Here is a 14,638-nt window from a genome sequence, read left to right as displayed (position 1 = left end):
TTGAGATAATTAAAAAACACAGATGATGAATAACTTATATTTTAAATTTTGTTTTCTTTTTTTCATTGTGCTAAGTTCTTGCAGTGAAGAAAAAATAGACGCCGTAAGCTACGGAACAGTTACCGGAAAAGTAGTAATCGCAGACAGTTTTGTGCCAATGGAGAACGCAAAAATTACATCAAGTCCAACTTCTGGAACTGTTTTTACAGATGCCGACGGGAAATTTGTAATGACTAACGTAAAAATTGGAGAATACTCTTTTCAGGCTCAAAAAGATGGTTATATCGCAAAATACGAATCAGTATCTGTGACAGCCAATAATACATCTGAAGTTGTATTTGAGATAAAAAAATCAACAGGAAATAACAAAGCGCCGGCAGTTCCTGCTTTGACAGCTCCTGTAGACAATGCCGTAAAACAAAATACAGCGCTTGATCTTACCTGGACAGCAACAGATCCGGACAATGATGTGCTTACTTTTACAGTCACTTTGCGAAATGATGCTAATACAGATGTAAAAGTTTTTACAGGTATAAAAGATAAAAAATTATCGCTTACAGGATTATTATATGGAGTAAAATATTTTTGGCAAGTAACCGTAAATGACGGAGTAAATGCAGATGTTTTGAGTGCCGTAAGTTCCTTTACTACAATAACATTCCCAACCACGAGATATTTGGCAGTCAATAAAGTAGGAGATAATAATGTAATATATGCTATCGATGATACAGGAAATAGATATCAGCTCACAGGCAGCGAAACCAATAGTTGGAGACCACGAAGAAATACGCAGGCTAAAAAAATCGCTTTTATAAGAGCCAGCGGAGGACAAAATCATATTTATACCATGAATGAAGATGGATCTTCGATTACCAAAATTACAAACTCGGTTCCTATTACAGGCTTTAATTCAGATTTTATAGGTTTCAGCTGGAACACATCAGGAAGCCAGATTATATATCCAAATTTTGACAAACTCTACCGAATCAATAATAACGGAAGCGGTTTGGTACAAATTTACAAAACACCAACCGGCAAGTTTATATCAGAATGTGATTGGAGTAACGACGGAACAAAAATCGCTTTAAAAGTCAATGATGTCAGCGGTTATAGTGTAGAGATTTACGTTATAAACATGTCAGGAACAGTTCTTAGTCAGGTACTTTCCGGATATAAAGGAGCCACAAGCGGATTGAATTTTTCGATAACCGGACAAAAACTACTTTATGCCAGAGATATTTCCGAATATGAAAATCAGAATTACAGACAACTCGACAGTAGAATTTTCGAATATAATTTTGCGACTTCAACAGCAACATCAATTACCAACGAAAAACCGGCAGGAACAAATGATTATGATGCAAGATATTCACCCAACGAAGCTGAATTTATTTTTACCAATACTTCAAATGATGGCGTGTCCGTAAAAAATGTAATGAAAAGCGGTATTTCAACCGCAGATACACGAGTCAATTTATTTTCAGGATACTACATGCCGGATTGGGAATAACCGAAAAAGGCCAGAATTTTTAAACCAATTTTATTGCAGAAAATCGGCAGAGACAACAAACTGCCGATTTTTTTGTGAAACAGACATCGGAATCAATCAAAGAATTAAAAAAAGGGATTATCTTTGCACCACATCAACACAAACTAAGTTTCATGAGTTCAGATTCTAGCAAAAGGTACGCACAAAGAGGTGTTTCGGCATCAAAAGAAGACGTACACAACGCCATAAAAAACATCGATAAAGGTTTATTTCCTCAAGCATTTTGTAAAATTGTTCCTGATTATTTAACGCAGGACGAAGAATATTGCTTAATTATGCACGCAGACGGCGCAGGTACAAAGTCGTCATTAGCGTATATGTATTGGAAAGAAACCGGAGATATTTCAGTTTGGAAAGGAATCGCTCAGGATGCTTTAATCATGAACATCGACGATTTATTATGCGTTGGAGCAACAGATAATATCTTGCTTTCTTCTACAATTGGAAGAAATAAAAACTTAATTCCAGCCGAAGTTATCTCAGCAATCATAAACGGAACCGAAGAATTAATCAACGAATTAAAATCTTTTGGCGTAACAATTCATTCAACAGGAGGAGAAACTGCCGATGTTGGAGATGTAGTTCGCACCATAATTGTCGATTCTACCGTAACCGCTCGCATGAAACGCAGCGATGTAGTTGATAATGCAAATATCAAAGCCGGAGACGTAATTGTTGGTTTGACTTCTTTTGGTCAGGCAACTTACGAAAAAAGCTATAATGGCGGGATGGGAAGTAACGGATTAACATCTGCCCGTCACGATGTTTTCGGGAAATATTTGGCTAAAAAATATCCTGAAAGTTATGATGCACTTGTTCCGGAAGAATTAATCTATTCAGGACAGGTAAACTTGACAGATGAAGTAGAAAACAGCCCAATCAACGCAGGTCAATTAGTACTTTCTCCAACGAGAACTTACGCACCAATTATCAAGAAAATTTTAGACACCTATACACCAAACGAAATTCACGGAATGGTGCATTGCAGTGGAGGAGCACAGACAAAAATTTTACATTTTGTTCAAAATCTCCACATTATAAAAGACAATTTATTTCCGGTTCCACCATTATTTAAGTTAATTCAGGAACAATCAAAAACAGATTGGAAAGAAATGTATCAGGTTTTCAATTGCGGTCACCGTATGGAAATTTACGTTCCGGAGAATATTGCACAAGATATTATTGCAATTTCAAAATCATTCAATGTCGATGCACAAATCGTAGGTAGAGTAGAAGCAGCCGATGCTAAAAAACTTACTATCACCAGTGAATACGGAACATTCGAATATTAATTTTTTTTGAGTTACAAAGGTTCAAAGGTTCTGAGTTGCAAAGGTTTTTTACTGGAGTTTACAACAGAACCTTTTTTTATTAATAATTAGCTTTTTTAGGAGCTAATCCCGCTATCCGTTACAATCTTTAATTTTTTAAAGGAAAAAAATAAAGGATTTTCACTACTATCGGGGCTAAAAAACACCAGACTATGTACGAATTACTTTTTTGGAAATATTTAGAAGAAGTTTACTTAAACCATCACGAAGTTTACGAAGCCCTTGTCGAAAAAGAAGAAGTCGAAGGCTTAGAAAAACTTCCCGTTGAGGTAATCATGAACAGAATCAATTCTGTTTTTTCAGAATGGGAAAAAGTAGATGAGAACAGCTGGCAAAATACCAAAGGAAAAGGAGCATTTCAAGTAATCACAACACCACAAAGTGTCAAAATTGATTGCTACGGAACCGAAGGGAAAACCATGAACAAGTTAGTTGCCTTGATGGAAGAATTCAAATGTCCGTTGTACGATCCTCAAGTTCCGGAGCGATATGATGAAATGAGTGAGTAATGATCATTTCGAAATTTCTTGATATCGATAACAATCTCATAGAAACTCAATACTTAAACACAATCTTGTCATTTCGACGAAGGAGAAATCTTCGCAAGTAACTCCGTAACGGGATTCTAATTTTTGTCGAGCTTCTAAAAAGTATTGTCCCTACGGGACATTTTTACGGGTGATATTTTTTTTCTACCAATATATAACTCCTAGCGGAGTATTTATTCATGAGAATAATATCTCGAAGAGATTAAATATTGGAAGACCATCGCGTTGTGAATTACAGTAATTATTATCTAATAGAGATTATATGTTGGTAGACGAATGTATCATAAAATTACAGTAATTATCTCGTAGAGATTAAATATCGGTAGAAATACATTCATAAATCGAAGCATTTTGTCCCGTAGGGACTACATATTCTATAAGATCAAAAATTAAAAAACAATGAATACAAATTTCAGTTTCTCAGACAATATTATCCTTGAAGACGATTTAGTTTTATTACGTCCATTACAAGAATCAGATGTTGATAATCTATTGGAAATCTCTATAAATGAACCAGAAACCTGGAAATATTCATTAGTTGGTGCTGACGGAAAAGAAAATCTGATCAATTATATTCAATCTGCGGTAAAAGCAAGAGATGAAAAAAGAGAATTTCCGTTTATAGTATTCGATAAAAAATCTCAAAAATACGCGGGATCAACACGTTTTTATGATATACAATTGGCGTACAAAACACTGCAATTAGGATATACATGGTACGGTTCGGCCTTTAGAGGAACCGGACTTAACAAACACTGTAAATTTTTATTATTACAATTTGCCTTCGAAACTCTGGGAATGGAGCGTGTAGAATTCCGCGCTGATAATAATAACGAGCGCAGTGTCGCTGCTATGAAAAGCATTGGCTGTAAGGTCGAAGGCGTTTTAAGAAGCCACATGCCAACCGCAAACAGCGAAGTAAGACGTGATTCAATCGTTCTAAGCATTCTAAGAGACGAATGGTTTGCCGAAGTAAAAGAAAACCTAAAGCAAAAGCTTTAAAAAAGAACCGCAGGTTCGACATATATTGTAGGGCTGGATTTTAATCCAGTCCAGACAAAGATAATAAATCGTAATAATTAGAAATGAATATATATCGTTCCTACGGAACTTTACAATATCACGCAATCTATACCAACGGATTAAAATCCGTTGCTACAATATAAATTGTTCCTACGGAACTTTACAATATCATGTAATCTATTCCAACGGATTGAAATTTGTTGCTACAATATAAATCGTTCCTACTAAATTTATTGCCATCAACGTCGAGAATTTAAATCAAATCTGCAAAATCTACAATTGAGATCCACAATAACATCTTGCCTCTAACACCATCCCAAATCTAAAATCTACAATCTAAAATCTAAAATCCTTCCTACCCATCTTTCAATAATAAACCTTGTTCCTTTCTTAGCTTCACAACCAATTGATCAACATAGGTTTTTATCTTCTGCGGAAGCGTATTCCAGTTTTGATCTTTTTTGAAACTTCTGCAATCATCTAAGTCGCATTCAACGGCACGAATTGCATATTTTTTGTTTTTATAAACTGTGATAATTTTCACGCGTCTAATTTCATTGTTAGCATTTCTCGTTCCGTAAACAATAATAGGATCCATATAACCATCGCCATCAAGATCTTTAACGCTGCAATATTTTGTCCAAAACCAAATAGTAGTTTCTGCTGGTTCTGTTTCTTCAAGAAGATCATTAATTCTCCATTTTTCAAAAAAACCACGATGTTCATTTGTGGTGCAAATAGCTTGAATCTTAGTATTAAGAGTATCATTCTTTGAAATGTATTTTTGATTTTCGCATAAAACTAAACCATAAAATCCTCCTTTATCCGAAAATTCAAAAGCTTTGTAAACCGGAAAATCAGAAAGATGATCTAACGTTCGATTAATGATCTGCTCTTTATTTAATGTATGACTTTCTCCTCTTTGCGAAAAACTAAAGGTTGAATAAAAAAGTGCTAGAACTAAAATATAATGTTTCATGAGATAAGGTATATTTTTCTGATAATTCAAAGATATTTAAAACCTTATTTAGCGATGGGAAATTTATATTTTTAAAAAAGCAGATTTTGTTGTATTTTTCTAACCTAAAAGTATTGGTAAATCGTTTTAGTAAAAAGCCAATACTGTTCTGGACCAAAATAATATTAAAAAATTACCTGATGAATAGAATGAAATGTAAAAGTTTTCTTTTGGGATTAACCTTTTTAGTGCTGGGTTACGGCAATAAAATGAATGCACAAAAGAAAATAGAGAAAAAAAATCTAATTCAGTATGTCGATCCAATGATTGGTACAGCCAAGATGGGACATACTTATCCTGGAGCTACAGTGCCTTTTGGGAGCGTGCAATTAAGTCCCGAAACAGATACAATTGCCTACAGTTTAAACGGAAAATACAATGGCGAAGTTTATAAATATTGCGCTGGATATCAATACGAAGACAAAACGATTGTAGGTTTTAGCCATACCCATTTTAGCGGAACAGGACATTCAGATTTAGGAGATTTTTTAATCATGCCAACAACCGGAAAATTACAATTGAATCCCGGAGTAGCCTCAAAACCATTATCAGGTTATCGATCTGCGTTTTCACATTCGACGGAAAAAGCAGAGCCAGCTTATTACAGCGTATTTCTTGAAGATCATAAAATCAAAGCCGAACTTACGGCAACGACAAGAGTTGGAATGCATCAATATACTTTTCCAAAGTCTGACGAAGCGCATATTATTTTGGATTTAACTTCGGGAATTTACAATTACGATAAGAAAAATGTATGGACATTTGTTCGTGTTGAGAATGATACTTTAATCACAGGATATCGTCAAACGAATGGTTGGGCGAGAACCAGAACCGTTTATTTTGCCATGTCTTTTAGTAAACCAATTAAAAGCTACGGACAAGCAGCACAGGAAAAAAGTGTTTACAGAGGTTTCTGGGGAAGATTTGATCAAACTAAAAACTTCCCTGAAATGGCAGGTCAAAACTTAAAACTATTTTTTGATTTCAATACAGAAGAAGGTGAAAAAATCAAAATCAAAATGGCATTATCGCCGGTAAGTTCTGCCGGAGCGCTTGAAAATATGAAAAAAGAAGTTCCGGGTTGGGATTTCGAAAAAGTCAAAAAACAAAGTCAGGAAGTTTGGAACAACGAACTGAACAAAATTCAGATTGAAACCATCCAAAAGGAAGATTTAGTGAATTTTTATACCTCAATGTATCACGCTTTTTTAGGTCCAACAGAATACATGGATTTAGACGGGAATTACAAAGGATTGGATATGAATGTGCATAAAGCCGAAAACTTTAAAAATTATACCAGTTATTCTTTGTGGGATACTTACAGAGCTTTACATCCTTTATTTAATATTGTTCAACCAGCAAGAAACTCAGATATGATTAGTTCAATGTTGGCGCATTCAGATCAGAGTGTGCATAAAATGTTGCCAATTTGGTCGCATTATGCCAATGAAAACTGGTGTATGATTGGCTATCATTCCGTATCTGTGGTTGCTGATGCAATTGTAAAAGGAAACGGGAATTTTGATAAAGAAAAAGCGCTTCAGGCTTGTATAAATACTGCAAAAGTTCCTTATTATGACGGTTTAGACTATTATATGAAAATGGGTTACGTTCCTGAGGATAAAAACGGTTCTTCGGTTTCTAAAACATTAGAATATGCTTATGACGATTGGGCAATTGCACAGGCTGCCAAAAAGTTAGGCAAAACAGAAGTTTATAACGAATTTATCGAAAGATCTAAAAACTATAAAAACGTTTACGATGCCAAAACAGGATTTATGCGTCCTAAATTGAATGACGGAACTTTTAAAAAGGAATTTGATCCTTTAGATACGCACGGACAAGGTTTTATCGAAGGAAATTCATGGAATTATAGTTTGTACGTTCCGCAAGATCCTGCCGAAATGATTAAAATGATGGGCGGAAATGACAAATTTAATGTTCGTTTGGATTCTTTATTCAGCATGCATTTACCGGACAAATATTTTGAAAATACAGAAGATATTACCAGAGAAGGAATTATAGGGAATTATGTGCACGGAAACGAACCTTCGCATCATGTTGTTTATTTGTACGATTGGACAAATTCGCCTTGGAAAGCGCAAGATAAAATCAGAATGATTCTGAAAAAAATGTACAGAAATGGTGCCGATGGTTTAGGTGGAAATGATGATTTTGGACAAATGAGCGCTTGGTATATTTTTAGCAGTTTAGGATTTTATCCAGTTGCGCCAGGTTCAGATGAATATGCTTTGGGAAGTCCGCTGGTTAAAAAAGCTGTTTTTAATTTAGAAAACGGAAAAAATTTCCAAGTAGAAACAGTAAATCAATCGGATAAAAATGTCTTTGTGAGTAAAGTACTTTTAAACGGAAAACAATTAGATAAACCATTTTTGAAACATTCGGATGTAATAGACGGCGGGAAAATTACTTTTTATATGAGTAATAAACCGAATAAGAAGAATTATTAATAAGTAAGGTACTGAGATTCTAAGGTACTAAGTTGCTAAGTTTTTTAGGCTTTCAGTCTCTAATCGAGATGCAAACCTAACAGGTTTTTAAAACCTGTTAGGTTTCTTTATTTTGTGTCACCCTGAGAGAAGTCGAAGGGTTATTTAGAAAAAGTTTCACGCAGATTTTACAGATTTTAGCGGATTTTTTTTAATCATTTCTAATCCTTTTAATCTGTGGCAAAAAAGGACAAATATAATTCATGAAAATTGATGAAATTCGTGGCGAAAAAATTAATAATACTCAAACATGAATAGATTTTATAAAAACTTCACGAAATTTGCACTTTAAATAAAAGTAAATATGAAAATAAATCTAAAATCAGGAATTGATAAATTGCTTTTCGGAATGAAGCAAAACGATGTAACAGCTGCTTTAGGAAAACCTGATAAAAATTATAAAGACGAAGATGATAATGTGATTTTTGTATACAACGCACAAAAAATCAGATTGACATTTTATCAGGAAGAAGACTTGAAATTGGGTTATGTAGTAGCTTCAAGTAATGATTTAGAAGTTTTTGGCTTTAAGTTAATCGGAAGAAAAATTGCTGATGTAAAGAAAGATTTAGCAACAAAAGGAATTACAAAATATACTCAGGAGACTTTTGATACTTTCGAAAATTATTTCAATGAAGACAATTGGTTTATTCTACAAACAGAATTTGACGAAGTTGTAAAATTCGAAGTAGGAGCAATCATCAATGATAAAGACGAATTTGACTGGAAATTTCCGGTTAAGAAATAATACGCTGACAGTTCGAGCGAGGTCGGAAACCTTTGTCAAAGTTTTAAACTTTGACAAAGGTAAAGACATAAGTAAAGACAAACCATAAAAAAAACCGACAATCACTTGTCGGTTTTTTTATGTCTTGAAAAGAAATTATCCTTTTAACCAAGCATTTTTAAGTTTGTCTTTAGAAGCGTCAGTTGCTTTAAAAGTTTCTTTTTCTTCAAAAGGTACTTTTACAGTTCCTTTAATAGTTTGCTCTTTTCCTGCACGTTTGATTTGAAGAGTGATTGCATCGTTTTCTTTCCAGTTTTCACTTTCTGTAATCAAATCATAAATATTATCAAGATTGTATGCTTTATTATTTACAGAAACGATTACGTCTCCAGCTTTTAGATTTAAGTTAGTGAAAAACACATTTAAATCAATATCAGAACGAACACTTATTGTTTTATTGGCTTTATCTACACTAATGTATGGTGTTTGTCCTTTAATGAAAATTGCTCCGGGAATTTTCTCAGAAGCTTTTGTAACACCAACTTTAGCTAAATAAAAATCATAAGGAATTGGAGTTGTTCCGGCTACATATTTATTCAAAAATTCTCCAACTTCAGGATATGTCAATTGAGTGATTTTCGCAAAAAGATCTTCATCATTAAATGGTTTTTCAACACCATATTCAGCAGATAATTTATGCATTAAATCAAGAATACCTCTTTCTCCGTTGCTTTTTTCTCTGATGATAATATCAATACACATTCCAATTAACGCCCCTTTTTGGTACACATTTAAGTATTGGTCTTTGTATGGCTGCTCTAGTACATTTTTACTCATTACAGTAAATGGCATTGTGTCATTTAATGATTTTGATTGTTCGATTTTGTCAGCAATACGAGTATAGAATTCAGATTCATTAATCAAACCTTGGTTGATTTGAAAAAGATTAGCAAAATATTCTGTTACACCTTCATACATCCATAAATGTTCTGACATTTTAGGCGCATTATAATCAAAAAACTGAATTTCTTTTGAGTGGATAGTCAATGGAGTCACAATATGGAAAAACTCATGCGAAACAACATCTTTCATAGTTTCTACCAATTTTTCTTTTGGCATAGATTCAGGTAAAACAACCGTAGTTGCAGTTGGATGCTCTAAAGCTCCAAAACCGTGAGCGTCGTCTTTTGCCATAGATGATAAATACACTAAAACAGTATATTTTTTATTGGCATTTACTTTTCCTAAAAAGTTTTTCTGCGCTGTCATCATTGTCTTCATTTCCGGAGTGATGCTTTCTGCAGTAAATTTTCCTGTTGGAGAATAAACAGCGATCAAAATATCCATTCCGTTTACGTTAAATGTAGTATAATCCGGTTTAGAATACATAATTGGATTCTCGACCAAAACTGCATAACGTGATGTTGTAAAAACGTCGCTTGTTTTACTTGCATCTTCATCAGTCATTGAAGTTGCTCCCCAAAGTGTTTCAGGATGTGTGATCGTAACTTTGTAAGGAACTTCAAGTTTATCTTGAAAATAACCCACAAAACCGTGTGTGTTAACTAAGAAATTGATTCCTGCATTGATGTTTGTTCCTGCTGGCGAGAATACATCGTCGTTACCAAATCCGGTTCCTTTTTCAGTATCAAAAGTATCTCCTACTAAATAAGTAACTTTTTTTAATGTTTTAGCATTAGAAATTGACCACGAGTTATCGTCAATTCTTTTTACAGTTAATTCATTTCCTTTAGCATCAAAAGCCTTAAAAGTATCAGAGTATTTTCCGTAATTATCCGTAGAATAAGTTCCGGGAACTGTTTTAGGAATGCTATAAATAATTTCGTCAGTTTTGATCTGTGGAGGAGTAACAGTTACCAGAACTTTGTCATCTTTTACATCGACAAGATTAATATTTACCTCTACAACATTGCTTTTTGCAGCGTCAGAAGTACTTCCTGTTTTACAGCTCCAAAGCGTTACTGCAAGAGCTAAGGTATAAAGTATTTTTTTCATTAGAATAAGTTTAGTTATGTGTATTTGACTACCATTCGGCAAAAATGTTACAATAAAATTAAAATATAAAAAAAACTCCTGAAGCACAGGAGTTTTGTCTTAGTCTAGTTTGTTTTTTATATAGTATTTACCATCCAAATCTTCATCAAAATCATCTATTTTAACTGGTTTTGGTTTTGGTTTATTAGCAATGGCCTTCTTTTTCCACATCTCAAATTTTTCAAGAGGCATTTTCTTTTTCATGATTTCCAGAACTTCTTTTTCTGCTAATCCAAATTCTTTCTTTATGATTTCAAATGGATTTTTTTCTTCTAAAGCTAACGAAACAAGTCTTTCCGTTTGTTCCCAATTCAATTCTTTGCGGTTACTCTTTTTCATCACGTGAAAATTAATTCAAAATAGAGGTTAATGATTAATAGATTGATTTTCAATTTAAGTATCAATATTAATAAAAAAAATAATTAGTTGGTAAGTTCCAGTATGTTTTTTTTATTGTTTTTAACTGTTTTTTATAGATCTCGATTTTTGAAACGGGATTTTCAATAAATTTTTCAATTTATTGTTTTCTTCAGGTAGCATATGTGTGTCAACGCCATAGATTAATTTGTCTTTGGATAATGTTGTAAACGTTCCAAAAAGACGATCCCAAACCGAAAAAATGTTTCCGTAATTACTGTCTGTGTAAGGAACAACATAATGATGATGTACTTTATGCATATTTGGAGAAACAATAAAATAACTCAGAAAAACATCTAGTTTATTAGGCAGCGAAATATTAGCGTGATTAAACTGCGTTGCTACAACCGATAAAGTTTGGTACAAAAAGACCATCCACATAGGAGTTCCTACAATCAAAACTCCAAGAGTTGTAAATACAAACCGAATTACGCTTTCGCCCGGATGATGCCTATTTGCCGTTGTCGTGTCAATCCAGGTATCTGTATGATGGACAATATGAAAACGCCATAGAAACTTTATTTTATGCTGAATATAATGTGGTAAATAAGCTCCAATTAAATCCAATAAAAGCAATCCAATTAGTGTATAAAGCAAAAGTGGAATCTCCGGAAGCCATTGTAAGATTCCAAAATGATTTTCGGTTGTCCACGATGCGGTTTTAATTAGTATAACAGCCAGTAAAAAGTTAATGATAATGGTAGTCAATGTCAGGAAAAAGTTGATTCCTGCATGATGCCATTTTTTGTAATGCATCTGGAATAAGGGAAAGGTATTCTCTACAATCCAGAAAAAAGTGATTCCTCCAACCAAAATTAAACTTCGATGAGAAGAGGGAATCGTACTGAAATATGCAATTACTTCATTCATAATATTTGAATTTAGAATAAAAAGGAGAAAGAGAAAATCAAATATAAATATATCAGATTTTCTCTTTCAAAATAAAGTTACTTATAAAAGTATTTATGCTTTTTTTATGAGACTTATTAGAAATAACAGCACCCAGGCACCTCCAACGGCTATAATAATTTGCCAAAGAAGTCCACCGCCGCCAATACCAAGTCTTCCGGCAATCCAGCCGCCAATGATTCCGCCGACAATACCAACGACGATATTACCAAGTAATCCAAAGCCGGCACCTTTCCAGATTTGACCTGCCAGCCATCCTGAAATGGCTCCTATAAGTAAGAAGTATAAAAATTCCATAGTGTTAAGTTTTTAGTTATGATTTGATTTATAAAGGGGATTAGGCGTCTGCGTGGTTTTGCAATAATGTTTTATAAATAAATCCGGCGACTATTGCTCCTAAAATTGGTGCAAGCCAAAATAACCAAACCTGAGATAAAGGTTCTCCGCCTGTAAAAATTGCTTGTGACAATGATCTCGCAGGATTTACTGAAGTATTAGTAATTGGAATACTGATTAAGTGAATTAAAGTCAAGGCTAAACCAATTGCGATTCCTGCAAATCTTCCGTTTGCAAATTTATCTGTAGCGCCAAGAATTACCAATAAGAAGAATAATGTCAGAACAAACTCAGCTATAAATGCAGATTGTAAAGAATATCCATCAGGAGAAAAAGCACCAAAACCATTTGAAGCAAAAGCTCCGGCTTTAGTATTGTCAATCACATTTCCCGCTTTACCTGACCAGATTATAAACAAAGTTCCCGCTGCAGCTAATGCACCAACACATTGCGAAATAATGTAAGGCAATAGATCTTTTGCCGGAAATCTTCCTCCAGCCCATAAACCGAAAGATACAGCAGGATTAAAATGTCCGCCTGAGATATGTCCAACTGCATAAGCCATCGTTAATACGGTTAATCCGAAGGCTAAAGCAACACCAGCAAAGCCAATTCCCAGATTAGGAATGCCGGCAGCAAAAAGAGCGCTCCCGCAACCACCAAAAACAAGCCAATAGGTTCCGAAAAATTCTGCAAATAATTTTTTCATAATAAAATAATTTAATGGTTAATATTAAAAGGTGTATTGGTAAGCCCAATACACGAAAATAATCTGTAAGAACAAACGTACAAATAAAATCCATTTTGGCAAGCCGAAACTCGCTTTTTTATTTTGAAACATGAATAAGTTAGCAGGAAATACAGCAATTAAGAGCGCGATGATGCCCCAAGCTGCTAAATTTTGTGTAGGATGAAACAGCAGAAGAATGCCAAGAATTATTTCGGCAGCTCCGCTTATGGTATTTATTAATTTAGGGTTTTTAAATGCAGGAGGAATGATTTTGATATACATTCCCGGTTTTCTAAAATGATTAAGTCCGGCAACTATATAGAGAAAAGCCATTAAATATAAATGCCAAGGTAAATTCATGATATCTTATTGTTTTTCACGAATTTATAAAAAAATTAACAATTATAACATTACAAGACGCTTTTTTTTCGTGTCTTGCAAATTAGGCTATTTTTTAGACTTGAAATTTACATTCATAATAATTATCGCTAAAATAATTAATACAATCCCAACCCATTGAGAGAAGATAACTTGCTCATTTAATAAGAAGTAAGCCATCATAACAGAAACCGGAAGTTCTAGTGCCGAAACAATACTTCCTAATCCAATTCCGGTTAATGGGAAACCTGCAGTCATTAACATAGGAGGAATAATAGTTCCGAATAAAGCCAATATAATTCCCCATTTCATGAAAATCTCAAAGTTAAAAGGGGTAACCTGAGTTGCAAATGCAAATGAAAACACAATAATTGATCCGCCCAAAAGCATGTATAAGCTTCGTTGAGCCGATGAAATTTCAGTAGCAACACTATTTGCAGTAAACATGGTTGTAGTAAAAGATGCAGCCGCCAAAACTCCCCAAGCGATACCTCTCCAGTCTAATTGTATATCGTTATGGATAATATTGGTCGCCAAAACAGTACCAATAAGTACAATAATTACGGCAATGACTTTTTGTTTTGAAGGTAATTTTTTTTCTAAAATCATTTCAAGCAAAACACCCATCCAAACCGTTTGCATTAAAAGAACAATACCAATAGATACCGGAATGTATTTTACCGCCAGATAATAGAACAAACTAGTCATTCCTAATGAAGTTCCTGCAAGCATTAAGCTAAATATATTTTTTTTGCTCGCTTTTACAACTTTGTCTTTATGTTTTACTTTTTGAAAAGCATTGATTAATAAAATACCAATAATTCCAAGTATAAATTGAGATGTTGTTACTTCGGCAGTTGTATATCCTTCAGAATAGGCCATTTTTACGAAAGTAGCTAACATTCCGTAAGTTGTTGCTCCTATTGCAACTAAAAATACTCCCTTTAATACGTTGTTTTGTGACATCTTATACTTGTTTGATTAAAAAAATAAAGCCGGCAAAGGTAAGCTATTTTGTTTAAGAATTAGTAGAAAATGGTCATAAACATTATTATCACTATTGTTTGAAGACAATTTTTTATTCTAAAATTATGAATTTGATATAAT

At 33.8% G+C, this 14,638-nt stretch carries 14 protein-coding genes; 6 read left to right on the top strand and 8 right to left on the bottom strand.

Features of this window, described 5'->3' with window-relative positions:
- Positions 1 to 22: 22 nt before the first annotated feature.
- From C8C83_RS00675 to C8C83_RS00660, 4 genes are all read left to right on the top strand, one after another.
- Positions 23 to 1,510 carry a carboxypeptidase regulatory-like domain-containing protein gene (locus C8C83_RS00675; RefSeq protein ID WP_121325974.1) on the top strand — a complete coding sequence of 496 codons (1,488 nt, stop codon included), beginning with the start codon at positions 23 to 25 and terminating at the stop codon, positions 1,508 to 1,510.
- Between the two features lie 152 nt (positions 1,511 to 1,662).
- Positions 1,663 to 2,841, top strand: a complete 1,179-nt coding sequence (locus tag C8C83_RS00670; RefSeq protein ID WP_089352610.1) for an AIR synthase related protein — start codon at positions 1,663 to 1,665, stop codon at positions 2,839 to 2,841.
- 191 nt (positions 2,842 to 3,032) lie between these two features.
- Positions 3,033 to 3,389 carry a hypothetical protein gene (locus C8C83_RS00665; RefSeq protein ID WP_121325973.1) on the top strand — a complete coding sequence of 119 codons (357 nt, stop codon included), beginning with the start codon at positions 3,033 to 3,035 and terminating at the stop codon, positions 3,387 to 3,389.
- 438 nt (positions 3,390 to 3,827) lie between these two features.
- The gene (locus tag C8C83_RS00660; protein ID WP_121325972.1) at positions 3,828 to 4,430 is read left to right on the top strand and encodes a GNAT family protein; all 603 of its coding nucleotides are present in this window, start codon (positions 3,828 to 3,830) and stop codon (positions 4,428 to 4,430) included.
- 376 nt (positions 4,431 to 4,806) lie between these two features.
- Here C8C83_RS00660 and C8C83_RS00655 read toward each other — a convergent pair whose 3' ends face one another.
- A complete protein-coding gene (locus tag C8C83_RS00655; RefSeq protein ID WP_121325971.1) occupies positions 4,807 to 5,430 on the bottom strand; it encodes a hypothetical protein in 624 nt (207 codons plus the stop codon).
- Positions 5,431 to 5,609: 179 nt separating this feature from the next.
- Here C8C83_RS00655 and C8C83_RS00650 point away from each other — a divergent pair, with 179 nt between their 5' ends.
- On the top strand, positions 5,610 to 7,940 hold the full coding sequence (locus C8C83_RS00650) for a GH92 family glycosyl hydrolase (RefSeq protein WP_207903536.1): 2,331 nt from the start codon (positions 5,610 to 5,612) through the stop codon (positions 7,938 to 7,940).
- Positions 7,941 to 8,283: 343 nt separating this feature from the next.
- Positions 8,284 to 8,727: a hypothetical protein gene (locus C8C83_RS00645; RefSeq protein WP_083691802.1), complete on the top strand. Its 444-nt coding sequence runs from the start codon at positions 8,284 to 8,286 to the stop codon at positions 8,725 to 8,727.
- A gap of 135 nt (positions 8,728 to 8,862) precedes the next feature.
- Here the strand turns inward: C8C83_RS00645 and C8C83_RS00640 are convergent, their stop codons facing one another.
- From C8C83_RS00640 to C8C83_RS00610, 7 genes are all read right to left on the bottom strand, one after another.
- Positions 8,863 to 10,722 carry a peptidase M61 gene (locus tag C8C83_RS00640; RefSeq protein WP_121325970.1) on the bottom strand — a complete coding sequence of 620 codons (1,860 nt, stop codon included), beginning with the start codon at positions 10,720 to 10,722 and terminating at the stop codon, positions 8,863 to 8,865.
- A 99-nt stretch (positions 10,723 to 10,821) separates the two neighbouring features.
- A complete protein-coding gene (locus tag C8C83_RS00635) occupies positions 10,822 to 11,100 on the bottom strand; it encodes a DUF2805 domain-containing protein (RefSeq protein ID WP_068843242.1) in 279 nt (92 codons plus the stop codon).
- Between the two features lie 120 nt (positions 11,101 to 11,220).
- Positions 11,221 to 12,048: a sterol desaturase family protein gene (locus C8C83_RS00630; protein WP_121325969.1), complete on the bottom strand. Its 828-nt coding sequence runs from the start codon at positions 12,046 to 12,048 to the stop codon at positions 11,221 to 11,223.
- Positions 12,049 to 12,141: 93 nt separating this feature from the next.
- On the bottom strand, positions 12,142 to 12,384 hold the full coding sequence (locus C8C83_RS00625) for a GlsB/YeaQ/YmgE family stress response membrane protein (RefSeq protein ID WP_121325968.1): 243 nt from the start codon (positions 12,382 to 12,384) through the stop codon (positions 12,142 to 12,144).
- A 40-nt stretch (positions 12,385 to 12,424) separates the two neighbouring features.
- Positions 12,425 to 13,132 carry an aquaporin Z gene (aqpZ, locus tag C8C83_RS00620; protein WP_121325967.1) on the bottom strand — a complete coding sequence of 236 codons (708 nt, stop codon included), beginning with the start codon at positions 13,130 to 13,132 and terminating at the stop codon, positions 12,425 to 12,427.
- A 24-nt stretch (positions 13,133 to 13,156) separates the two neighbouring features.
- Positions 13,157 to 13,513: a DoxX family protein gene (locus tag C8C83_RS00615; RefSeq protein ID WP_121325966.1), complete on the bottom strand. Its 357-nt coding sequence runs from the start codon at positions 13,511 to 13,513 to the stop codon at positions 13,157 to 13,159.
- 87 nt (positions 13,514 to 13,600) lie between these two features.
- On the bottom strand, positions 13,601 to 14,497 hold the full coding sequence (locus tag C8C83_RS00610; protein WP_121325965.1) for a DMT family transporter: 897 nt from the start codon (positions 14,495 to 14,497) through the stop codon (positions 13,601 to 13,603).
- Positions 14,498 to 14,638: the final 141 nt, after the last annotated feature.

Source organism: Flavobacterium sp. 90 (assembly GCF_004339525.1).
In the GTDB taxonomy this organism is placed as follows: Bacteria; Bacteroidota; Bacteroidia; order Flavobacteriales; family Flavobacteriaceae; genus Flavobacterium.
Note: the sequence above shows the minus strand (reverse complement) of the source record. Positions and strands in the feature narration are given on the sequence as shown.